This window comes from Aeromicrobium sp. Root472D3, from assembly GCF_001426485.1.
Lineage (GTDB): Bacteria > Actinomycetota > Actinomycetes > Propionibacteriales > Nocardioidaceae > Aeromicrobium.
On record NZ_LMET01000002.1, the window covers coordinates 110,490 to 132,259 of the forward strand.

General features: G+C 67.9%; 22 protein-coding genes and 1 riboswitch. Of the genes, 9 read left to right on the forward strand and 13 right to left on the reverse strand.

Annotated elements, in window-relative coordinates; all coding sequences use genetic code 11:
* Nucleotides 1–47: 47 nt before the first annotated feature.
* Both ASD10_RS15325 and glpX read right to left on the reverse strand, forming a co-directional pair.
* The gene (locus ASD10_RS15325) at nt 48–989 is read right to left on the reverse strand and encodes an alpha/beta fold hydrolase (protein ID WP_056610880.1); all 942 of its coding nucleotides are present in this window, start codon (nt 987–989) and stop codon (nt 48–50) included.
* Nucleotides 990–1,050: 61 nt separating this feature from the next.
* Complete coding sequence (gene glpX, locus ASD10_RS15330; RefSeq protein WP_157432674.1) at nt 1,051–2,058, reverse strand: class II fructose-bisphosphatase; 1,008 nt, start codon at nt 2,056–2,058, stop codon at nt 1,051–1,053.
* Between the two features lie 130 nt (nt 2,059–2,188).
* Here glpX and ASD10_RS15335 point away from each other — a divergent pair, with 130 nt between their 5' ends.
* Nucleotides 2,189–2,713, forward strand: a complete 525-nt coding sequence (locus tag ASD10_RS15335) for a DUF4245 domain-containing protein (RefSeq protein WP_056610884.1) — start codon at nt 2,189–2,191, stop codon at nt 2,711–2,713.
* On the opposite strand, the gene ASD10_RS15340 is transcribed toward ASD10_RS15335, so the two are convergent.
* Genes ASD10_RS15340 through ASD10_RS15350 form a run of 3 tightly spaced genes read right to left on the reverse strand, consistent with a single transcriptional unit; the run spans nt 2,686 to nt 4,744 of the window.
* Nucleotides 2,686–2,922: an exodeoxyribonuclease VII small subunit gene (locus tag ASD10_RS15340; RefSeq protein ID WP_056610887.1), complete on the reverse strand. Its 237-nt coding sequence runs from the start codon at nt 2,920–2,922 to the stop codon at nt 2,686–2,688. The two genes, ASD10_RS15335 and ASD10_RS15340, sit on opposite strands and share 28 nt — an antisense overlap.
* On the reverse strand, nt 2,915–4,192 hold the full coding sequence (gene xseA, locus ASD10_RS15345; protein WP_056610890.1) for an exodeoxyribonuclease VII large subunit: 1,278 nt from the start codon (nt 4,190–4,192) through the stop codon (nt 2,915–2,917). Before xseA ends, ASD10_RS15340 begins: the two co-directional genes overlap by 8 nt.
* A 30-nt stretch (nt 4,193–4,222) precedes the next feature.
* The gene (locus ASD10_RS15350) at nt 4,223–4,744 is read right to left on the reverse strand and encodes a C40 family peptidase (protein WP_056610892.1); all 522 of its coding nucleotides are present in this window, start codon (nt 4,742–4,744) and stop codon (nt 4,223–4,225) included.
* A gap of 4 nt (nt 4,745–4,748) precedes the next feature.
* Nucleotides 4,749–4,923, reverse strand: a riboswitch (cyclic di-AMP (ydaO/yuaA leader).
* 146 nt (nt 4,924–5,069) lie between these two features.
* Between ASD10_RS15350 and ASD10_RS15355 the strand changes: the two genes are divergently transcribed.
* Nucleotides 5,070–6,065 carry a 4-hydroxy-3-methylbut-2-enyl diphosphate reductase gene (locus ASD10_RS15355; protein WP_056610895.1) on the forward strand — a complete coding sequence of 332 codons (996 nt, stop codon included), beginning with the start codon at nt 5,070–5,072 and terminating at the stop codon, nt 6,063–6,065.
* 10 nt (nt 6,066–6,075) lie between these two features.
* Here ASD10_RS15355 and ggt read toward each other — a convergent pair whose 3' ends face one another.
* On the reverse strand, nt 6,076–7,929 hold the full coding sequence (gene ggt / locus ASD10_RS15360; RefSeq protein WP_056610898.1) for a gamma-glutamyltransferase: 1,854 nt from the start codon (nt 7,927–7,929) through the stop codon (nt 6,076–6,078).
* Between the two features lie 91 nt (nt 7,930–8,020).
* Between ggt and ASD10_RS15365 the strand changes: the two genes are divergently transcribed.
* Nucleotides 8,021–9,907 carry a Na+/H+ antiporter gene (locus tag ASD10_RS15365; protein WP_056610900.1) on the forward strand — a complete coding sequence of 629 codons (1,887 nt, stop codon included), beginning with the start codon at nt 8,021–8,023 and terminating at the stop codon, nt 9,905–9,907.
* 92 nt (nt 9,908–9,999) lie between these two features.
* Here the strand turns inward: ASD10_RS15365 and ASD10_RS15370 are convergent, their stop codons facing one another.
* From ASD10_RS15370 to ASD10_RS15380, 3 genes are all read right to left on the reverse strand, one after another.
* Nucleotides 10,000–10,431 carry a DUF6542 domain-containing protein gene (locus tag ASD10_RS15370; RefSeq protein WP_056610904.1) on the reverse strand — a complete coding sequence of 144 codons (432 nt, stop codon included), beginning with the start codon at nt 10,429–10,431 and terminating at the stop codon, nt 10,000–10,002.
* Complete coding sequence (locus tag ASD10_RS15375) at nt 10,428–11,507, reverse strand: DNA recombination protein RmuC (protein ID WP_056610907.1); 1,080 nt, start codon at nt 11,505–11,507, stop codon at nt 10,428–10,430. Before ASD10_RS15375 ends, ASD10_RS15370 begins: the two co-directional genes overlap by 4 nt.
* 156 nt (nt 11,508–11,663) lie before the next feature.
* The gene (locus tag ASD10_RS15380) at nt 11,664–11,990 is read right to left on the reverse strand and encodes an antibiotic biosynthesis monooxygenase (RefSeq protein ID WP_056610910.1); all 327 of its coding nucleotides are present in this window, start codon (nt 11,988–11,990) and stop codon (nt 11,664–11,666) included.
* 54 nt (nt 11,991–12,044) lie between these two features.
* Between ASD10_RS15380 and ASD10_RS15385 the strand changes: the two genes are divergently transcribed.
* Complete coding sequence (locus tag ASD10_RS15385) at nt 12,045–12,638, forward strand: LysE family translocator (protein WP_235502045.1); 594 nt, start codon at nt 12,045–12,047, stop codon at nt 12,636–12,638.
* A 97-nt stretch (nt 12,639–12,735) separates the two neighbouring features.
* On the forward strand, nt 12,736–12,903 hold the full coding sequence (locus ASD10_RS18920; RefSeq protein WP_157432675.1) for a zf-HC2 domain-containing protein: 168 nt from the start codon (nt 12,736–12,738) through the stop codon (nt 12,901–12,903).
* On the opposite strand, the gene ASD10_RS15390 is transcribed toward ASD10_RS18920, so the two are convergent.
* On the reverse strand, nt 12,884–13,318 hold the full coding sequence (locus ASD10_RS15390; RefSeq protein ID WP_056610913.1) for an RNA polymerase sigma factor: 435 nt from the start codon (nt 13,316–13,318) through the stop codon (nt 12,884–12,886). The genes ASD10_RS18920 and ASD10_RS15390 overlap by 20 nt on opposite strands.
* A 101-nt stretch (nt 13,319–13,419) precedes the next feature.
* Between ASD10_RS15390 and ASD10_RS15395 the strand changes: the two genes are divergently transcribed.
* From ASD10_RS15395 to ASD10_RS18445, 3 genes are all read left to right on the forward strand, one after another.
* A complete protein-coding gene (locus tag ASD10_RS15395; protein ID WP_056610917.1) occupies nt 13,420–13,941 on the forward strand; it encodes a GNAT family N-acetyltransferase in 522 nt (173 codons plus the stop codon).
* A gap of 19 nt (nt 13,942–13,960) precedes the next feature.
* On the forward strand, nt 13,961–15,049 hold the full coding sequence (gene ychF / locus ASD10_RS15400) for a redox-regulated ATPase YchF (protein ID WP_056610920.1): 1,089 nt from the start codon (nt 13,961–13,963) through the stop codon (nt 15,047–15,049).
* A gap of 305 nt (nt 15,050–15,354) precedes the next feature.
* Nucleotides 15,355–16,254, forward strand: coding sequence for a DUF2510 domain-containing protein (locus ASD10_RS18445; protein ID WP_162248869.1), 900 nt, complete (start codon nt 15,355–15,357; stop codon nt 16,252–16,254).
* Between the two features lie 597 nt (nt 16,255–16,851).
* Here the strand turns inward: ASD10_RS18445 and ASD10_RS18450 are convergent.
* Both ASD10_RS18450 and ASD10_RS15405 read right to left on the reverse strand, forming a co-directional pair.
* Nucleotides 16,852–17,427 (reverse strand): hypothetical protein, encoded by a 576-nt coding sequence (locus ASD10_RS18450; RefSeq protein ID WP_200938333.1) that lies wholly within the window; start codon nt 17,425–17,427, stop codon nt 16,852–16,854.
* Nucleotides 17,428–17,915: 488 nt separating this feature from the next.
* Nucleotides 17,916–18,617: a hypothetical protein gene (locus tag ASD10_RS15405; protein ID WP_056610923.1), complete on the reverse strand. Its 702-nt coding sequence runs from the start codon at nt 18,615–18,617 to the stop codon at nt 17,916–17,918.
* A 182-nt stretch (nt 18,618–18,799) separates the two neighbouring features.
* Between ASD10_RS15405 and ASD10_RS15410 the strand changes: the two genes are divergently transcribed.
* The gene (locus ASD10_RS15410) at nt 18,800–20,509 is read left to right on the forward strand and encodes an AIPR family protein (protein ID WP_056611745.1); all 1,710 of its coding nucleotides are present in this window, start codon (nt 18,800–18,802) and stop codon (nt 20,507–20,509) included.
* 123 nt (nt 20,510–20,632) lie between these two features.
* Here the strand turns inward: ASD10_RS15410 and ASD10_RS15415 are convergent, their stop codons facing one another.
* A complete protein-coding gene (locus ASD10_RS15415) occupies nt 20,633–21,730 on the reverse strand; it encodes a site-specific integrase (RefSeq protein ID WP_056610927.1) in 1,098 nt (365 codons plus the stop codon).
* Nucleotides 21,731–21,770 lie beyond the last annotated feature (40 nt).

The window sequence follows — 21,770 nt, forward strand, 5'->3', positions numbered from 1 at the left end:
GTATGCGATGCGATTGGTGCAGCGACCGGGCGTGGCAGGGGTCGTGCCTACGACGGGGAGTCGTCGGCGGCCGCCGACGTCGCGCGGGCCGCGGTGCGCGCGATGGCCTCGACGTACGTCGCGTACAGCTGCGCGGGCATGTCGTGCGCCATGCCGGCGATCTCGAGGTGCTCGGCCCCGGGGATCGCCTCGGCCGTCGCCTTGCCGCCGGACCGGTGCACGAGCGGGTCGTTGAGGCCGTGGATCACGAGGGCGGGCAGGTCGAGCGTCGCGAGGGCCTTGGTGCGATCGGGCTGCGTCAGCACGGCCAGCATCTGACGGGTCACGCCGCTGGCCGTCCAGCCGCGGTCGTACGTCTCGAAGGCGCGGTCGCGGGCCATGACGTCGTCGGACGGGAACGCCGGCGAGCCGATGACCTTCGAGCCCTTGAGCGACCGCTCGACGTAGGAGTCACGGGTGCGTCCGGCCGACGACAGCATGACCGGGAACACCTTGGGGTGCTGGAAGCCGACCGTCCGCTTGCCGGTCGTCGACATGATCGACGTCAGGCTGAGGGCCCGGTCGGGGTGCTCGATCGCGATCGTCTGCGCGATCATGCCGCCCATCGAGACGCCGACGACGTGGGCGCGCTCGATGCCGAGGTGGTCGAGCAGCCCGATCGCGTCGCCCGCCATGTCGCCCAGCGTGTACGGCACGGAGACGCGGCCGATCAGCGGCAGCCCGGTGAAGGCGCGGACGATGTCGGTGCGACCGACCGTGTGGTGGCGCAGCTTGGTCGAGCGGCCGGTGTCGCGGTTGTCGTAGCGGATGACGAAGAAGCCGCGCTCGGCGAGCAGCTCGCAGAACGGCGTCGACCACCAGCCCATGGGGCCGCCGAGGCCCATGATGAGCAGGATCGCGGGATCGTCGGCGTCGCCGAAGGTCTGGTGGCAGATGTCGATGCCCGACGGCAGCGACGCGAACAGCTCGTCCGACTGGGTGACTGACATGCGCTCGATCGTATCGGGGATCGCCGACCCGGCAGCCCGACGTGCCCGGTGGGGCGGTGGGTCAGCGCTCGTAGTCGATGGCTGAGTAGGCCTTGAGCTTGCCGAGCTGGTGCTCGCTCGTGATCTTGCGGATCGTGCCGCTGCGCGACCGCATCACGAGCGACTCGGTGTACGCCTTGCCCGCGCCGTAGCGGACGCCGTTCATGAGCTCGCCGTCGGTGATGCCGGTCGCGACGAAGAAGCAGTCGTCGGCGTCGACCAGGTCGTTGGTGTGCAGGACGCGGTCGAGATCGTGACCGGCGTCGACGGCGCGCTGGCGCTCGTCGTCGTCGACGGGCCACAGCCGGCCCTGGATCGTCCCGCCGATCGCCTTGATCGCGCACGCCGTGATGATGCCCTCGGGGGTGCCGCCGATGCCGACCAGCAGGTCGACGCCGGTGTCGGGGCGGGCGGCCGTGATGCCGCCGGCGACGTCGCCGTCGATGATGAACTTGATGCGGGCGCCCGCGGCGCGGATCTCGTCGACGAGACCCTGGTGGCGGGGACGATCGAGGACGCAGACCGTCACGTCGCTGTTCGAGATGCCCTTGGCCTTGGCGACGAGGGCGATGTTCTCGGCGACGGGCAGCCGGATGTCGACGACCTCGGCGGCCTCGGGGCCGGCGATGAGCTTCTCCATGTAGAACACGGCGGACGGGTCGTACATCGAGCCGCGGGGAGCCACGGCCATGACCGACACCGCGTTGGGCAGGCTCTTGGCCGTCAGGGTCGTGCCGTCGATGGGATCGACCGCGACGTCGCACGCCGGACCGGTGCCGTCGCCGACCTCCTCGCCGTTGAACAGCATGGGGGCCTCGTCCTTCTCGCCCTCGCCGATCACGACGACACCGCTCATCTGCACGGTGTTGATGAGCGAGCGCATCGCGTTGACCGCGACACCGTCGGCACCGTTCTTGTCGCCGCGGCCGACCCACCGGCCGGCGGCCATGGCTCCTGCCTCGGTCACACGGACCAGGTCGAGGGCGAGGTTGCGGTCGGGCGCCTGGGCGGCGGGCTTGAGGCTGTCCACGGGCACAGCCTAGCGGTCGGCCGCCCCGGGCGGGTCGGCGACGAGGTGGCACGGAGCACGTCGGCGGCTCGCCCCGTAAAGTGGGATGGCCGACACCGCAGGGGTGTCGCAGAGGTGAGGACGTAGTGCCATGAGCTCGACCGGATCGTCCCGCGGCAATCCCGCGATCGGCGACATCATCCGTTCGATGGTCGTGATCGGCGCCGTGATCCTCGGCCTCTACGGCATCGGACAGCTGTTCACCGCGAAGCCCGAGGCGAGCGTCGAGACCGTCGACTACGCCCAGGTCGTGTCGCAGGCGCGTCCCGCGGCGACGTTCCCGCTCGCGGCGCCGACGGGTCTGCCGGAGGGGTGGCGGGCGACGTCCGCGCGCTTCCAGGAGAACGGCTGGCACCTCGGCGTGCTGACCGACACCGACGACTACGTCGGCCTCGAGCAGCTCAAGGGCCCCGCCGTCCGCGCGGTCGAGCGCTTCGCTGACGGCAGCAAGAGCGACGGCACGGCCGACGTCGCGGGGCAGACGTGGAACGTCCGCACGGGGCCGAACGGACGCCTGACCTACCTGCGCAACGAGGACGGGCTCACGACGCTGCTGAACACGACGGTCTCGCGGCCCGTGCTCGAGGACTACATCGCGTCGCTGTCGACGTCCTGAGCCGCGGTGGCCTTGGCCAGGCGAGCCCTCGCGCCGTCGAGCCACTGCTGGCAGATCGCCGCGAGCTGCTCGCCGCGCTCCCACAGCGCGAGCGACTCGTCGAGGCTCGTGCCGCCCTGCTCGAGCCGCGACACGACCGCGATGAGCTCGTCGCGGGCCTGCTCGTAGGGGATCTCGGGCGGTGACGCGGGCTGTGTCGTCTCAGGCATGGTCGTCCTCGGGGCTGGTGGAAGCGGTGGCGGCGGGCTCGGTGGCGGGGTCGGTGGCGGCGGGGTCGGTGGCGAGCGTGCGGGTCGTGATCGTGCCGTCGGCGACGCGGACGGTCAGCTCGGTGTCGGCCGTGACCTGGCCGATCGAGGTGACGACGGTGCCGTCGGCCAGCTGGGCGACGCCGTAGCCGCGCTCGAGGGTCGCGAGCGGCGAGAGCCCCCGGACGCGGGCGAGGTGGTGGACGATCTCGTCGCCCGCCCGGTCGAGGCGGTGGCCCAGCGAGCGGCGCGAGCGGTCGCGCCAGTCGCGGACGACGGACTGCTCGGCGTCGACGAGGGTCGACGGCTGGGCGAGCACGGGGCGTGAGCGGACGTCGGCCAGCCCGCGCACCTCGCGGTCGACCATCGAGCGGATCGCGAGGGACGCGCGCTCGCGCATCATCGCGACGCCGGCGAGCTCCTCGCGGACGTCCGGGACGATGCGCTTGGCGGCGTCGGTCGGCGTGGACGCCCGCAGGTCGGCGACGAGGTCGAGGATCGGGGTGTCCGGCTCGTGGCCGATCGCGCTGACGACCGGCAGCGCGTACGCGTGCACGGCCCGCACGAGCGCCTCGTCGGAGAACGGCAGGAGGTCCTCGACCGAACCGCCGCCGCGGGCGATGACGACGAGGTCGATCGAGCGGTCGGCGGCCAGCTCGGCGAGCGCGCCCATGACGTCGCGCGCCGAGTCGTTGCCCTGCATCAGGGCGTGGCGCACGACGAAGTGGACGTCGGGCCAGCGCAGGCGCGCGTTCTCGAGGATGTCGCGCTCGGCCGCGGAGTTGCGACCGGTGATCAGCCCGATGCCGCGGGGCAGCAGCGGCAGCGGCTTCTTGAGCCGGGGGTCGAACAGGCCCTCGGCGGCGAGCAGCTGCCGCCGTCGCTCGAGCTGGGCCAGCAGCTCGCCCTCGCCCTGCGGGCGGATCTCGCGCAGGTCGAGCGAGAGGCTGCCGCGCGGTGCGTAGAACGCCGGCCTGGCGTGCACGACGACCCGCGATCCCTCCGTGACGGGGATCGGCGAGCCGTCGAGCACGCTCACGTGGCACTTGGCGTCGATCGAGATCTTCGCCGTCAGGTCACGCAGCGTCAGGAAGCAGATGCCCTGACGCCGCGTGAGCTGGGCGATCTCGGCCTCGACCCAGACGGCCCCCAGACGACCGATGTAGCCGTCGAGCAGCTGCGAGATCTGTCGCAGCGGCGCGGGGGTGTCCGCGCTGGTGTCGAGAGCCATGCCCTCAGCGTAGGGGCCGGGTACCCCGTGTCAGCGGGACGTGTCGAGGCCGGCCTCGGCCGAGGCGACCGTGACCGATCCGCCGGCGGGACGACGCACGACGTAGCCGCTCGACCAGATGTCGTGACGGCCGACGGGGACGCCGGTGCGCTGGGCCTCCCACATCTCGCCGTCACCGGCGTAGATGGCCGAGTGGTAGGCGGTGCCGCCGCGCATGAAGACCAGGATGTCGCCGGGCTTCTTCTTGCTCTTGGGGACGCTGGCGCCCGAGAGCTGCGCCCCGGACGTGCGACCGATCTTCTTGCCGGCCTTCTTGTAGACGTACTGGACGTAGCCGGCGCAGTCGAAGCCGCTGGGCGTCGCGCCGCCGTAGCGGTACGGCTTGCCCTTGAGCTTCTTGGCCTGGCTGATGACGGCCTTGGACCGGTCGGTCTTGACGGTCTTGACCGTGGTCTTGGTCGAGCCCTCGGCCAGGGCCGGGGCGGACAGTCCGGTGAGGACGATGGCGGAGCCGAGAACGAGGCTCGCTGAGACGCGTGCGTACATGCGCATAGGGGGGTTCCTTCGTGCACGCCTGTGAAAGATGACCTGTCGGGTTCAGGCGCGAAGGATGCCTGTCGGTGGTGCCGATTAACCCCAAGACTCCGTGGGAGCCGCACTGCTGGGTCTTCCATGCCCGTCGCGGTTGGATCGATGACTGCGGACGTGACGGGCCTCGGCGCGTGCGCAGTGCCGACCTGGTGAGGCCAACGCCGCAGAACGTTACAGACCGATGACGAATGATGCTCGCGGGGGCCGTGTGAGGTTGATCGCCCTGCGGTCCCGGGACGTTCGGCTCTTCGGGGGCCGCGAGGCGTCATCGCCTAGGATGGGGGCCATGTCCTCCCAGGTCTCCCTCGGCATGCCCCCCGTCGGCGGCAGCGTGCTGCTCGCCGACCCGCGCGGCTACTGCGCCGGCGTCGACCGGGCCGTCATCACGGTCGAGAAGGCCCTCGACCTCTACGGTGCGCCGGTCTACGTGCGCAAGCAGATCGTGCACAACAAGCACGTCGTCAACAACCTGGCCGCGCGCGGCGCGATCTTCGTCGAGGAGCTCGACGAGGTGCCCGAGGGGGCCACGGTCGTGTTCTCGGCCCACGGCGTGTCGCCGATGGTGCACGCCGAGGCGGCCGTCCGCAGCCTCAAGACGATCGACGCCACGTGCCCGCTCGTCACGAAGGTGCACCACGAGGCCCGACGCTTCGCGAGCGAGGGCAAGCACATCCTGCTGATCGGGCACGAGGGGCACGAGGAGGTCGAGGGGACGGCCGGCGAGGCGCCCGACGACATCACGATCGTCCAGACGCCCGACGACGTCGACGACCTCGAGTTCCCCGAGGGCACCCGGCTGTCGTGGTTGTCGCAGACGACGTTGAGCGTCGACGAGACCATGGAGACCGTCCGCCGCCTGCGCGAGAAGTTCCCGCAGCTGGAGGACCCGCCCAGCGACGACATCTGCTACGCGACCCAGAACCGCCAGGTCGCGGTCAAGGAGATCGCCAAGGACGCCGATCTCGTGATCGTCGTCGGCTCGGCCAACTCGTCCAACTCGGTGCGCCTGGTCGAGGTCGCCCTCGAGGCCGGCGCGAAGGCGTCGTACCGCATCGACGACATCTCCGAGTTCGACGAGGCCTGGCTCGTGGGGGTCGAGAAGGTCGGCGTCACGTCCGGCGCGTCGGTGCCCGACGACCTCGTGCAGGACGTGCTGGGCTTCCTCAGCGCGCACGGCCACCCCGACGCCGACGCCGTCCGCACCGCCGACGAGAGCCTGATCTTCGCCCTGCCCCCCGAGCTCCGCAAGGACATGAAGGCGGCCGGCGTCCCCTACAAGTGACCCGGACCCGTCACCGGGGGCGGACGACCAGCGCGCTGCCGCCACCTCGACGTCGCGGCTCGGCCACGGCGGTCAGACGTCCGCCTCGGCCGACCTCGATCGTGGCGGCGGCTCCGATCTCCGCGGCCGACGTGAACGTGTCGCCCGAGGGCGTCAGCCTCTGTCCGTAGGGCGCCAGCAGCTTCTCGTAGGCGGTGATGAACCCGGGCTCGGCCGGTGTCGAGGCGGTGTTGCGCTGCGAGGCGCGGGGTGCCGCGACGGCCTGCGGCAGCGTCATGCCGAGGTCGATGCGGTTGACCAGGATCTGCAGGACGGTCGTGATGATCGTCGCGCCTCCGGGGGAGCCGACGACGTACCTGAACCGGCCGCGATCGGTCACGATCGTCGGCGCCATCGACGAGCGCGGACGCTTGCCGGGGGCGATGCGGTTGGGGTCCTTCGGGTCGTACGCCGCGGTGAAGTCGGTCAGCTCGTTGTTGAGCAGGAAGCCGCGGCCCGGCACCGTCATGCCGGAGCCGCCGGTCTGCTCGATCGTCAGGGTGTACGAGGCGGCGTTGCCCCACCTGTCGACGACCGACAGGTGGGTCGTCGAGATGTTCTCGGTGTCGGGCCTGTCCTGCGTCGAGACGGTCGTGCAGCCCGACGCGTACGGGTTGCCCGCCGCCACGGGGCGCGTCGACGCCGTGGTCTGGTCGATCGAGCAGCGGCGCGCGTTCGCGAACCTCTGCGACGTCAGCCGCTTCGTCGGCACCTTCGTGAACCGCGGGTCGCCGACGTACGCGGCCCGGTCGGCGAAGGCACGGGCCGACGCCTCGAGGTACAGGTGCAGGCTGCGCGCCGTCCGCCGGCCGCCGCCGAGTCGGTACGTCTCGAGGATGTTGAGCGCCTCGCCGACCGACGTGCCGCCGGACGACCCCGGGGCCATGCCGTACACGTCGAGCCCGCGGTAGCGCACGTGCGTCGGTGCCTGGTGGCGCACCCGGTACGACGCGAGGTCCTTGGTCGAGAGGGTGCCGGCCGGCGCGGGGAGCGCCGAGGACGGGTCCTTGCGCGGCGAGCGGACGACGCTCGAGATCTCGCGCGCGAGCGCGCCGCGGTAGAAGGCCCTGGGGCCCTTGGTCGCGATCGACGTCAGGGTGCGGGCGAGCGCGGGGTTGCGGAAGCGGGTGCCGACCTTCGGCGCGTCGCCGCGCGGCAGGAAGAGCCTGGCCGTGTCGGGGAACGCCGAGAACCGCTCGGCGTTGTCGAGCGTCTGGTTGCGGAACGTCTGGTCGACGACGAAGCCCTTGCGGGCCAGCGCGATCGACGGCGCGAGGGTGCGCTTGAGCGACCGGGTGCCGAAGCGCTTCAGCGCGGCGTCCCACGTCGCGACGGTGCCGGGCACGCCGACCGCGACGCCGGACGACACGAGCTGCGGTGTGAACGGGTAGGGCTGGCCCGTCGCGGGGTCGACGAAGGCGTCGTTCGTGATGCCGGACGGCGCGGTCTCGCGGCCGTCGATCGTGCTGACCTCGTCCTTCTTCGCGTCGTAGTAGACGAAGTAGCCGCCGCCACCGATGCCGGCGCTGTAGGGCTCCGAGACGCCGAGGCCGGACGCCATGGCGACCGCGGCGTCGGCGGCGTTGCCACCCTCGGCCAGCACCTGGCGACCGATGCGGCTCGCGTTGACGTCCACCGACGAGACCGCGCCTCCCGTGCCGGTGGCCGTCGAGGTGGATGACAGCCGACCCGTCCGCGACTCCGAGGCCGGGGCCGGCGCGGCCGAGGCCGCGGTGACGAGCGCTCCCGCGACGGCGGCGGCGCCGGTGGCGGCGACGAGACGGACGCGGCGGCGTGCGGTGTGGTGGACGACGGGCTCGGTCATGGCTTCCCCCCGGAAGGCGTGCGTGGCGTCTGCTCACCGTACGGCGGGCGAGACGTCTCCACCACCCGTTGCGGCCTGAGACAATGGGTCGGTGGAGACCGCCCTGACGCTCGTGACCCTGCTGGCCATCGTCGTCGCGGTCAGCGCGGTGGCCGGACGGTTCCGGATGTCGGCGCCGCTGGTGCTGATCGTCGTCGGCATCGCGGGCTCGTACGCGCCATTCGTCCCCGACTTCGAGCTGACGCCCGAGATCGTGCTGGTGGGGCTGCTGCCTCCGCTGCTCTACGCCGCGGCGATCCGCACGTCCCTGATCGACTTCCGGGCCAACAAGCGTCCGATCATGCTGCTGAGCGTGGGGCTGGTGCTGTTCACGACCGCCGGGGTCGGTCTGCTGGTGTGGTGGCTCCTCGGGGTCCCGCTGGCCGCCGCCTTCGCCCTCGGTGCGGTCGTCGCGCCGCCCGACGCCGTCGCCGCCACGGCGATCGCGCGGCGGGTGGGCCTGCCGCGCCGGGTCGTGACGATCCTCGAGGGCGAGAGCCTGGTCAACGACGCCACGGCGATCGTCACGCTGCGCACGTCGATCGCCGCGATCGGCGGGACGGTCAGCGTCTGGCAGATCGGCGCCGGGTTCGTGGTCTCGGCCGCTGGCGGCGTCGCGATCGGTCTGACGGTCGCGTTCGTCGTGGGACGCATCCGCCGCCTCATCGAGGACGAGGTCACCGACGTCGCGGTGTCGCTGCTGACGCCGTGGGTCGCGTACCTGCCGGCCGAGGAGATCCACGTGCGTGGTCTCGACTCGCAGCCGTCGGGCGTCCTCGCCGTCGTCGTCGCCGGGGTGATCCTGGGTCACAGGTCGCCGATCATCCAGTCGGGGGCGTCGCGGCTGTTCGAGCGCACCAACTGGGCGACGATCTCGTACGTCCTCGAGAACGCGGTCTTCCTGCTGATCGGCCTGCAGATCCGCACGATCGTCAACGACCTCGACGAGAGCACCCTGTCGGCCACGCGCATCACGGTCGCGTGCGTCGCCGTGCTGGCCGCGGTCATCGTGCTGCGGTTCGTGTGGGTGTTCCCCGCGACGTACCTGCCGCGGCTGGTCCCGCGGATCGCCGCCGCCGAGCCGCGTCCGGAGGCGCGGACGATCTTCATGGTCGCGTGGACGGGCATGCGCGGCGTCGTGACGCTGGCCGCGGTGTTCCTGCTGCCGCCGGACGTGCCGGAGCGCGAGGTGCTGGTGCTGATCGCCTTCGTCGTGACGGTCGGCACCTTGATGATCCAGGGCCTGACGATCCCGACGCTGGTGCGGCTGCTGCGCGTCCCCGGTCCCGACCGTCACGAGGACCACCTGCAGGAGGCCACGGTCTACCAGGCCGTGACCGATGCCGGCATGGCGTACCTCGACCGCGAGGTGCAGGGGACCGTCGGCGACGACGTCATGCACCGCCTCCGCGAGCGCGCCGCCGACCGGACCAACGCGGTGTGGGAGCGGCTGGGTGGTCTCGAGACGCCGAGCGCGCAGTACTCACGCCTGCGCGCCGCGATGCTGCACGAGGAGCGGCAGGAGCTGCTGCGCATCCGCGACGTCGGCGGCGTCGACCAGTCGATCCTGCAGCAGGTCATGAACGCGCTCGACGTCGAGGAGTCGATCCTCGACCGGCTGTCGGAGGGTGAGACGACGGCCGACCGCGAGACCGACCTGCGTCCGCCCGTCGACCCGGACGCCGCGTGCGAGCACCTGCGGGTCGCGTGCGACTACCCGAGGCCGCTGACGCCGACCGGCTGCGAGGAGTGTTTGCGTGACGGGACGCAGTGGGTGCACCTGCGGCTGTGCATGACGTGCGGGCACGTGGGGTGCTGCGACTCGTCGTCCGGGAAGCACGCCTCACGCCACTTCGAGGAGACGGGCCACCCCGTCATGCGCAGCTTCGAGCCGGGCGAGGCCTGGCGCTGGTGCTTCGTCGACGAGCTGACCGGCTGACCCCGGCCCGCGGTTTTCCCAGGTGAACCTGGGGTTCCGTCCTGACGTGCAGATTCCCAGGTGAACCTGGGAATCCCCGCCCGCGGGCGGCGTCAGGGACGGCGCGTGCGTGGCTCGTCGGTCAGGATGCGCAGCGCGATGATGACCAGGGCCAGGCCGCAGCCCGCGAACAGGGTCATGCCGTGGTCGAGCGTCGCCGCGATCAGTCGCGCGAAGGTGCCGGCGTCGGACGCCATGCCCTCGACGCGGATGGCGGACGGCTCGAACAGGCACACCAGCAGCAGGCTGACGACGAACAGCACCGGGGGGAGCACCCCGGTGGGGAACAGGTTGCGGACGCCGACGGCCATGGGTGGCGTCACGGCGATCAGGACGAACCCGACCGAGTAGAGCAGGTCGAGGCGTCCATCGACGAGGTCGAGCAGGACGATCGCGGTCATCGCGACGCAGGCCGCAACGATCGCCTGGCGGGCGGTCATGTCGGGCCGCGCCGTGCGAGGGGTGGTGCGCACCGCCTGCGTCATGGCACCGACGGTAGTTCATCGACGAGCTCGGGGGCCGTCAATGACCGGGGTGTCGTCTCGACGAGTCGCGGGGCCTCGACCGGCGTGTCGGCGACGTGCAGGGCGTTGAAGCGGCGCGCGGTGACCAGGAAGCGCGACTCGATCGAGCTGACGGCGTCGTTGTACGACTTGACCGTCGTCTCCAGCGAGCGGCCGAGCCGGTCGACGTGGCCCGCGACGGTGCCGATGCGGTCGTACATCTCGCGGGCGATGGTCTGGATCTCGCGGGCGTTGGCGGCGAGCTGCTCCTGGGTCCACGCGTAGGCGACGGTGCGCAGCAGGGCGATGAGCGTCGTCGGGGTGGCCAGGACGACCTTCTTGGCCGAGGCGTGCTCGAGCAGGCCCGGCTCGGCCTCGAGCGCCGCGGACAGGATCGACTCGCCGGGCACGAACAGCACGACGAACTCGGGCGTCTGGTCGAACTGCGCCCAGTACGACTTGGCCGCGAGCTGGTCGATGTGGGTGCGCACCTGGCGGACGTGACGTCGCAGGTGCTCGGCGGCCTCGGCCTCGGTGTCGGCCTGTGCGGCGTCGAGGTAGGCGTCGAGCGGAACCTTGGAGTCGACCACGACGCGCTTGTCGCCGGCGAGCCGCACCACCATGTCGGGTCGCAGCAGCGAGTCGCCGTGCGTGCTGACCTGCAGCTCGAAGTCGCAGTGGTCGAGCATGCCGGCGAGCTCGGCGGTGCGCTTGAGGTGCATCTCGCCCCAGCGGCCGCGCACCTGCGGGCGCCGCAGGGCCGTGGCGAGCGAGGCGGTCTCCTTGCGCAGCGAGTCGCTCGTGACCCTCACGGCGTCGACCTGCTCGCGCAGCTGGGTGTGCCACTCGATGCGGCTCGACTCGAGCTGGCGGAGCCGCTCGCCGAAGCGGTCGAGGCTCTCGCGGACGGGCTCGACGGCCTGGGCCGTGGCGGCGCGCGACAGGCTGAGGTCGCGGGCGGACGCGGTGGGCGCGCGTCGTCCGCCGAGGAGGTAGCCGATCGACAGCCCTGCGACGAGGGCCAGCAGGGCGGTCAGGAGGAGGGGGAAGGCTTCCATGTCCGCATCCTGACCGCGCCCACCGACAGTTCCGCCCGGGGCCACCCACCCGGGCCCAGCCGAACTCGCGAGTGGTGCGGTCTGGTCGATCTGGGACGGCGTGTCTGACCGAACTGCACCGCTCGGGGACGTCGATGCACCACTCGCGGCGCCGGGTCAGCCCTGCGAGCCGCCGGCGACCTCGTAGCTCCAGATCTCGCTGTGGGTCGAGACGGGTTTCGGGGCGTCGCCGCCCGCGCGCTCGGCGGCCGAGCGGTGTCCCTCGGCGAACGACGGCGAGCTGACCCAGGCCTGGAAGTCGTCCTCGCTGGCCCAGCGGGTGAGGACGAGCCACTGCGTGCGCTCGTCGGTCGGCTTGAGCAGCTCGAAGCCCTGGAAGCCCTCGGTGCCGTCGACGGCACCCGCGCGGGCGGCGAACCGGTGGGCGAGCTCGTCGCCCGATCCGTCGGGGACGGTGATGGCGTTGATCTTGATGACGGTCATGTCCCGAGCCTACGGACTGATATTTTCGAAGCCCCTCGGACGATCGGAAGCGGCATGCTGCCAGCCCACCACGCCGGCGCCTTCGCGCTCGCGGCACTGGCCCTCGTCGTCGTCCCCGGACCCAGCGTCCTGTTCGTGATCGGACGCTCGCTGTCGCTCGGACGGGTCGGGGGCTTCCTCAGCGTGCTGGGCAACGCCCTCGGGATGGTCCCCGCGATCGTCGCGGTGTCACTGGGCATCGGCGCCGTCGTCGCGCAGTCGCTCGTCGCCCTGACGGTGGTCAAGGTGCTCGGCGCGGCGTACCTGGTGTTCCTCGGCGTGCAGGCGATCCGCCACCGGCACGACCACGTCGGCAGCGGTCCCGAGCTGCCCGTCTCCCGACCGTCCGCGCGCCGGCTCGTGGCCGAGGGCTTCGTGGTCGGCGTGACCAACCCCAAGACGATCGTGTTCTTCGTGGCGGTCCTGCCCCAGTTCGTGAGCCGCGACGCCGGCGCGATCCCGCTGCAGCTGGCCCTGCTCGGCGGCATCTTCTGCGCGATCGCGCTGGCCTGCGACAGCGCGTGGGCGCTCACGGCGGGCACCGCCCGCTCGTGGTTCGCGCGTGACCCCGGCGTCTGGCGCGCATGGGGGCCGGCGGCGGCGTCATGATGATCGGCCTCGGCGGGGCGCTGGCCGTCACCGGCTCCAAGAGCTGACCCCGCGGAGGGCGACCCGTCCTCGGCGCCCTCAGCGGCGAACCACCAGCATGGACGGACACGCGCTCCTGGGCGCCTACGCGGTCGACGCCGTCGACGACCGCGAGCGGTGGACGTTCGAGCGGCACCTCGGCACGTGCGACGCGTGCTGGGACGAGGTCGCGTCCCTCGTGGTCACGTCGCGCGGGCTCGCGAGGATCAGACCGCCTGCGTCGTGACGCCACCGTCGGCCGGGGGAGCGGCGTGCAGGGCCCGCAGCGAGGTCGTCAGCAGGTCGGCGACCGACGCGGCCGGCAGCTCCAGCAGATCGGCGGCCTGCCGGTACGTGTGACCGCCGAACCGGCACAGCGCCAGCGAGGCGCGCTGGTGGACGGGCAGCTCGTGCAGGCGACTCAACGGCGTCGGCGCGGCCGGGACGATCGTCTCCAACTGCTCAGGGTGCCCGTCGAGCCAGGCGCGGACGACCGTCCCGCTCAGCCGGCCCAGGTCGTCGTCGGGCAGGGACGTCCGGACGGCCACGACGACCAGCTGCTCGGCGAGCTCGGGGTCGGTCGTCAGCACGCTCGCCACCGCGTGGAGATCGGCGCCGTGCAGGTCGAGGACCTGGAGGTGCTGCTCGCTCGTGCTGTTCATCGTCCTGCCATCCGCTCGGGGTCCTCTTCCGGACTGCCCCCTGGCTCCCCTTACCCCTTTCGTCGACCGTCCATGCGCCGGACGGGTGACAGAATCGAGCCGTGGCGATCATCGAGACCGAACGACTCACGTTGCGTCCGTTCACGACGGACGACGCAGACTTCGTGCTCGACCTGTTCGGGCGTCCGGAGGTGGCGCGCTGGAGCGGCTCGGGCGAGCTGATGACCCACCGCGACGAGGCCGTCGCGCGCATCGTACGTCAGCCCGGGCGCGCGGGCGACCACCCGGCGGCCGGCATCTTCCACGTCTCGACCCGAGCCGCGGGCGCGGTCGGGATGGCGATGCTGGTGCCGATCCCGGCGAGCACCTGCCTCGACCGCGACGACCTCGAGATCGGGTGGCACCTCCACCCCGACGCGTGGGGCAACGGGTACGCGACCGAGGCGGCGTCCGCCCTCGTCGCCCGGGGCTTCGGGCTCGGCGTGCCCGCGCTGCACGCCGTCACGCACCCCGACAACGTCGCCTCCCAGGCCGTCTGCGGACGCCTCGGCATGACCGACCTCGGCCTGCGCACCGATTGGTACGACAAGGAGCTGCGGGCGTTTCGCCTCGACCGCCCCTGACGACGTAGGATCGTCCCTCGTGGCTCTCAGCATCGGCATCGTCGGACTCCCCAACGCGGGCAAGTCGACCCTCTTCAACGCACTGACCAAGAACGACGTCCTCGCGGCGAACTACCCGTTCGCGACGATCGAGCCGAACGTCGGCGTGGTCGGCGTCCCCGACTCGCGGCTCGGACAGCTCGCCGAGATCTTCGGCTCGGAGAAGATCCTGCCGGCGACCGTCCAGTTCGTCGACATCGCGGGCATCGTGCGCGGTGCGTCCGAGGGCGAGGGGATGGGCAACAAGTTCCTGTCGCACATCCGCGAGTCGGACGCGATCTGCCAGGTCACGCGCGTCTTCCGCGACGAGGACGTCACGCACGTCGACGGCGACGTCAACCCCGCCAACGACATCGAGACGATCTCGATCGAGCTCGCGCTGGCCGACCTGCAGACCCTCGAGAACGCGCTGCCGCGGCTCGACAAGGAGTCGCGCAAGGACAAGTCGCTCGTCCCCGTGTTCGAGGAGGCCAAGAAGGCCAAGGAAGCGCTCGAGGCCGGCACCGGCGTGCTGAAGGCCGGGCTCGACCTCGAGCTGCTGCGCGACCTGCACCTCATGACGTCCAAGCGGTTCATCTACGTCTTCAACTGCGACGCCGACGAGCTGAACGACGACGCGCTCAAGCAGCAGATGCGCGACCTCGTCGCCCCGTCGGAGGCGATCTTCCTCGACGCCAAGGGCGAGGCCGAGCTCGTCGAGCTGGGCGACGACGAGGACGCCGAGATCATGCGCGCCGAGATGCTCGCCGACATGGGCGTCGAGGAGCCCGGGCTCGACGCCCTCGCGCGCGTCGGCTTCGCGACCCTCGGCCTGCAGACGTACCTCACCGCGGGGCCCAAGGAGTCGCGGGCCTGGACGATCCCGCAGGGCGCCACGGCGCCCCAGGCGGCCGGCGTCATCCACACCGACTTCGAGCGCGGCTTCATCAAGGCCGAGATCGTCTCGTTCGACGACCTGGTCGAGGCCGGCTCGATGAGCGCCGCCAAGAGCGTCGGCAAGGTGCGCATGGAGGGCAAGGACTACGTCATGGCCGACGGCGACGTCGTGGAGTTCCGCTTCAACGTCTGAATCAGCACGTTTCCGCAGGTCAGAGCGTTATGAAGTGCTAGCGGTCCGCAAATAGTCCGCAATAATAACCGGAGACGACAGTCCGGATCCAGCACAATTCGACGTTGAGACAAGCCTTCGAGGTGCGCCGGACGAGTCATCAGTCGTGGCCTAGTGATGCTTGTCCAACCCCTCGGGAGAGGCGTATGCGACCGAACTCTCGGGCCGCCAGATCCACTGACACGTCGGCTAGCTCAGATCCGACTGCCTTCGCATCCACGGCGAAAGTGTGCGCTTGGCGACACGGTCTCTGTCAGAATCCGACCATGAGTGAAAAGGCATCTGCGGGTTGGTATCCCGCTCAGGACGGCACCGAGCGCTACTGGGACGGTGAAGTGTGGTCTGAGCACCTCCGACCGTCGGAGGAAAAGTCCGTGATCAGCTCTGCGACACCTTCAAAGAAGGACGGGATGTTCGCGAGGCGACGGCAAGCGAAAGATGCGGAAACAGCCCAGCAGGAAGGGGCTGCTCGCGAGGCGGGCTCCCTCGTCACAAGCGGTGTCTTCGGTACTTCGACGATCGAGATTTACGCCGGCGGCTACGTCAGAGTCGCATCAGGAGAACGTGCTGATCTTCTTGGTAGAACACATCCGGGGAAAGCGATGAGTCCGGGAGCGGCCGTAAGCATCAAGAAGAGCACTCCGTTTGAGAGACTTCACTCAATCAAGTTCACTCGCCCCGACCAGCAGGACCAATCGAGCAGTCTGGAGGGCTCAGTCGGCCCAGCTGTGGCAAACGTTCTGCGAGGCGGCAAGAACATCATCCGGGCAAGTGCGCCAGGGTTAGCGGCAGCAGGAATCGCTCATATCGCGTCAACCGGCGGGCGAACATCATTTCTGACGATCTCGACTGATAGACAAATTCATCAGCTCACGAATCAGGGCCACAACGGCATCGTCAAGACAGTGAACAAGGCGCATAACGAAATTGGCGCGGCGCTGGAGTTTGCAGGCAACGCCACGCTGGGTGCGACCCAGACACCGGATCCGAAATCAGTAACAGGCACGCAAACTGACAGTGCATTCTCAACAGTTGCGCCGCCATCGAGGGCCGCATCGCCGACCATCAGTGAGCGGGTCCGCGAGCTCGCCGACCTTCACCGCGACGGCATTCTGTCCGACGAAGAGTTCTCTGCTGCGAAGGCGAAGGTGCTCGACCAGCTTTGAATCTGGACTCGCGACCCGCAGGACTCTCCTCATCTGAGCGAACCACTCGCCTGGCCGCGGGGGAATGGACGATGCCTTCAGGAATTTCGCCGTGAGCACCGCTTCAACTCGTTTGCGCGGAGACCTTCGTGGTCAATCTCGAAGTACGCCACGTATCCGTCGTCGTTCTTCATCGCCCAGTCATCACATCCTTGTACGACCTGCTCCTCGACCCACATTCGAATCGTGCGTGCCCAATCGTGAGGTCTTGGGCCCCAAGCCTGTCCCCAAGGCTGCGGGAGAGGTGAGTCTGGCACCGGAAGCCGAAGCCCTCGAAGTCGGGTCCGTCGCGTGATGGAGAAGTGGATGTCAATGACCCCCACGGCCTCAGGCGGGGACGGCCAAGTCAGATCTGGGACCTCCGCTGAGCGAAGTTGCACCCACAAGGATTCGGCCAACACGTCGAAGAGCGCGCTCGTCAACTCGCGAAGGTGCTGTGTCCGGGCTGTGTCCATCAATCGAATGGTCTAGCGGAGGTCTGACAAATCGCCGACGTGCGACATCCGACGGGCGGCCCGGCGAGCGTCGCGCGTAAACCAGAGCTCGGTTCGCGGGCCGTTAGGCGACCGGGCCACCCAAGGTGAAAAGCCCCAGATCAATCTCGCGCGCGCTAAGGCCGAGCCCTTCAACTCTCGCTTCATTAACGAGTTGGTCGACGAGTGCCATGTACCGCCCGTATCGACCAGACTTTGCTGTCAGCTCGAGCCCGAGGAGTTCAAGGCCTGCTTGCGCCCGTCTGTCATATACGGCCATACGCCCTGGTGCTAGGGCGTAGATGACAGCTGAAGCGAGCGCGTCGCCCACTCCGAATCCGGGGATTGGTGCAAGCGCCGACCTTGCCCTAGCCGCAGCCAGTTCTAAAGTCGACCCTTCCTGGAGGGCTGACTTGCGCGCCTCGGCGGTCGCGGCACGAACAGTTGCGTCGGAGGACCGCATCAGGTCAGACATCCAGCGCGTATTGGCATTGAGACGCTTCCACGCGACAAGGGCACCGATGTCAGCTTTTCCTAGATTCCCTTGCTCGGCGGCTCGCTTGGAAATCTCCTGCACAACTTCGTCGTAAAAGGGTGAAGCGCCCTCGCTATACCGCTCGACAGCTGCTTGAAGCTCGCCCACTCGTTGCTGAGGTTCCATTGCTGCAGGCTACGGCGTAGATCAATGACTAACCGACAAACGGAAAACCAGGTCGACTGTGCGATTAGCCAACTGCCTTGGGCCGGGACTGCGGTGGTTTGACGCTGGCTGGCTGCAGGATGCCCCGCATTGTCCTGCGGGCAGGGTCGTCCCGTGGCAGTCTGTGTCGCACCGATCACTTGAGCGTTCGAGGCGGCATGAGCGTCGGCAGGATACGGCCTGTCATACCTCGCGAGGTTTGGCCGCATGAGGCGCTGGACCTCACACCGTGGCTGCTAAACAACGTGGATGTGCTGAGCGGTCTCCTCGGGATGGATCTCGTGTGTGCTGGATCTATCGAAGCCACGACCGCGCACTCCAACTGCGGAGGATCGGTACGGATACTGAACAACTGCGCGGATTGACGCGATTCGAGATATGTCGGCGCCCCGGCCGTGACCCTTGGTTGCCGTTCGCAGGCGTAGTCGGGAAGTTGAAACGGCTCCGGATCAAATGGAGACACCTGGGGACTCAAGAACGGCCAGAAGCCGACCGATGCGGTCGCGTTGCCATAGAACTCCGGCGGCGTCCCGGAAAGTAACGTCAACCACCAGGCGCGACGGATCGTACGTCCCGTGATTGGGGTAGTCCATCCCATCGCCTAACGTTGGGACGCCAGGGATCATTACAGCGCCCGATTCGGCTAACCACCTGACCTCGCTGGGCTCTTGGCCCGGCGGCAAAACTGCCAAGTCCACGCCGCCCAAGTACCTGATGTCCGCCTCTGCGATCCCATCCGCGTGTGCGTGAACGACTCGAAAGTCGATGTGGATGTTCGTGACGGGGATATCCGAAGCGTTTCGAACCATGGCTACAGCGCCGGCGATACCCTCACGAACGAAGCTGGAACCATCGGGCTCTTGCTGCCAATTGGGCAGGAATTCGTGCGGCCACACAGCAACTTGGGCAGCCTGCGCGGTCTGTTCCGCACGGATTCGCAACTCCTCCCTCGCGCGCTCAAGGTTGAAAGCGCCGGCGGCGTAGCGGGCGGCGATGACGGCGGCACCAAAGGCGGCGACCGTCGCAATTGCGGCGACCCAGTCAGCTATCGACCCGTTGTCCATGTCTGCAATCACTCCGGCAGAAACAACAACAACGAGGCCAACGAGAATGCCGCCGGTCAAATTTGCATAGAACTTCTTGGTCGTCACAGCTCAATCGTCTCACCAGTCTGCTGGCAACGAATCCGCCTAGGCGGTGAAACGCGCTTCCCTCGTAGTGCGAACCTGGAGGCTGACGCAGATACGCATTGCTGACCCACCGAGGGCAGTATGGTTACGACTCGCTGTCGGGTGTCGGCTGCGCTTGGTGCTGACGCTTTATGGAGGGCAGGATGGACCCGCTAATTCGAGGCCTGTTCAAACAGTTTCGCGAAGGCCAAGGTCTGGAGCAAATGCGTGAAGATGATGCATTCGAACTCTTCGCGGCCAGCCTTTTGCTTCGGGACGATCTGCTGGACCAGGTAGAGCTATCAGACCTACTGATGGATAAGTCGACCCCGGGCGTAGATGTCGTTCTACTCGAAGTAAACGGACAGATCGTGTCAGGGGCTAACGAGGCCAAGGACCTGTGCGCTGACAGGGCCTCCATTGAGGTATCGCTTCACGTCTTACAAGCAAAAACTTCTACGTCCATTGACTCTGCACAAATCCTCAACATGGGTGACGTGGTCAAACGCCTATGTAGTGGGTCTTCGCCGTTCGACTACCCCAAACTTCAGGGAGTCTCGGAAGCGTTAGGAACAATATTCGAAGACTACGCCGGGAAGCTCAAGGAAAGACCCAGCGTCCATCTTCGCTTCGTTACCTCTGCAAACGATGTAGCCGTAATGGATGACAACGTGCAAGCTCGCGCGCAGACAGTCGAGCGTGAGTTGAGCGGCCTCGCGTTCCTTGGTGACGTCAGTGTTGTCGTATGCGGTGCCACGCGTCTTTACGACGCATCGCGGACGAAGAGCAACGCGAACGAAGCCGACATCGTGTTGGAAAAATCGGTCAATCTTCCAAAGATGCCTGACATAGACCAGGCGATCCTAGGCGTTGTCTCAATTGATCAACTACTCAAGCTCGTCCAGAATGACGACGGCTCACTTGACGAGCGTGTCTTCTACGACAACGTGCGTGGCTTCAAGGGGGAAGATAACGACGTAAATGCGCAGATCTTCAAAACGCTCGAATCTAGTGACCGGGCGCTCCTTCCCGTACTGAACAATGGAGTAACAGTGGTTGCGACTTCATATTCTCCGAAGCCGGGTGACGCTGTCACACTTACGGGATACCAGATCGTGAACGGCTGCCAGACTAGCCACTGTATTCATCTTGCAGAGAGTGCTATCGGCGAAGCTCGGTCAGAAGTGTTCGTGCCGATTCGACTTGTGGTCACTGAAAACAAGGATGTTGCGTCCCGAATCATTCGAGCAACGAACTCTCAAACAGCTGTCAACGACAGCGACTTGGTTGCGCTCACCGAGTTCCAAAAGAAGCTCGAAGAGTACTACCAGCAGGATCAACTTCGGTCGGGGTTGACCTACGAACGTAGGTCTGGACAATTTTACTCGAAGGACGTAACGCGAACGCGGGTAGTAACTATCAGCGAGCAGATGCGTGCTCTTGCGGCCACCTTCCTCGACCTCCCGCATCTCGCTGCCCGATATCCGCAACATCTGTATGACGAAGTCGGCAGGACAATCTTCGAAGCTGGGCACCGGTTTGCGCCCTACGTCGCGTCGGCCTATGCGGCGTACCGTCTGGAATCGGCATTTCGGACTAACCTGGAGTCGGAGTACAAGCCTTTGCGTTACCACATCCTCATGGCGTACAGATATCAGTTGTTTGGGGGCCGATCGGCACCGCTCAACAGCGGCAAGATAGACACTGAGAGCCAGGCGCTTGTTGATTCCTTGCGTACCAACGATTACGTAAGTAAGTTCCGGACGACTGCCGAAACGGTGCTGGCGACCGCGCAAGGACAGACCCCTAGTGCCGACCGACTCAAGAGGTCTCCTTTCACCACTGAATTGGTTGGCGATCTTGTGCGAAAGTGACTATGGGCGTGAAATCCCTTTCTGGCGGTGTTCGGAACGCGGACGACTATAGTATTGGAGGGAACCCGTAGGACCGCTAGGCCGCATTCCTGCTGCTTCCGACCATTGTGTTGCAGGCTTGCCTCAGAGATCGCCTGCGATGAATTGATCGCCCAATGATGCTGCCATGATCGACTGCGCGGCCGCGCGCGTCCGATCCTCGGCGGTGGGCCAGAGGTGGGCGTAGGTGTCGAGTGTCGTGGTGACCTTGGCGTGGCCGAGTGAGCGCTGAACGGTCACAACGTCGCAGCCCGCGGCGATGAGGCCAGAAGCGTAGAAGTGTCGTAGGTCGTGGAGCTTAATGCCGCTCAGTCCGGCGGCCCGCAGCGTCTTTCGCCACCAGTAGCCGACGCTGTTCTGGTGCACCGGACCGTCGCCCTGGCTGAACAGCCACTGCTCGGCCCCGACTGTGCCAACCTCAGAGACGTGCTCGGCGATGAGATCGATCAGACCGTCAGCGAGGTGGACTACTCGTTCTGATCCGTACTTGGGGGCGCGGACCTCAACGGTGGCACCGGGGGCGCGTTGCACCTGCCGGGTGACCTTCAGTTGCTTGCGGACGAAGTCCACGTCGTGGAGCTGGACCCCACAGGCCTCGCCGAGACGAAGTCCCGCGAACGCGCAGAGCGCGATGAAGGTGCGCATCTGGGTGTCGGCGACAACAAGAAGCAAACCGACATCCTCCGGGGTCGGGGTCGTCATGGCAGCGTCGGCTCGACGTCGGCGGGGGAGTCGGACGTTGTCGGTCGGGTCAATGCCGATGACGTGGTCCTTGACGGCTGCGCGGAAGACGGACCGGACGTTCACGTACCGGGTCTTGATCGTGCCGGGAGCGAGTCCAGCAACGACCATCGACTTGATCCAGGTCTCGACGTCCGACCGTCGGATCTGTCGCATCAGCTTGTCGCTGAAAGGGACGGTCCGCGCAGCGAGAGCCATCGCGTAGACGGTTCCCGGCACCCAGACCTGGCGTGCTGACCACTCGCCGTAGAAGGCGGCGAACGTGATCTGTCCGGCCTTCGGATCGGCGTACGTCCCAGTGATGACCGAGGCGGTGATCTGGTCTAGCCAGAACTGGGCGTCGACCTTGCGGTCGAAGTGCCGGGTTCGTTCCTGTCCGGTGTCGTCGCGGTAGCGGGCACGCCATTTCCCGTTGGGGCGGCGCGCGATGTTGCCGGCCATGTGATTCTCCTTCCCGGGGTCCTGCTCGGATGGTCCGCCG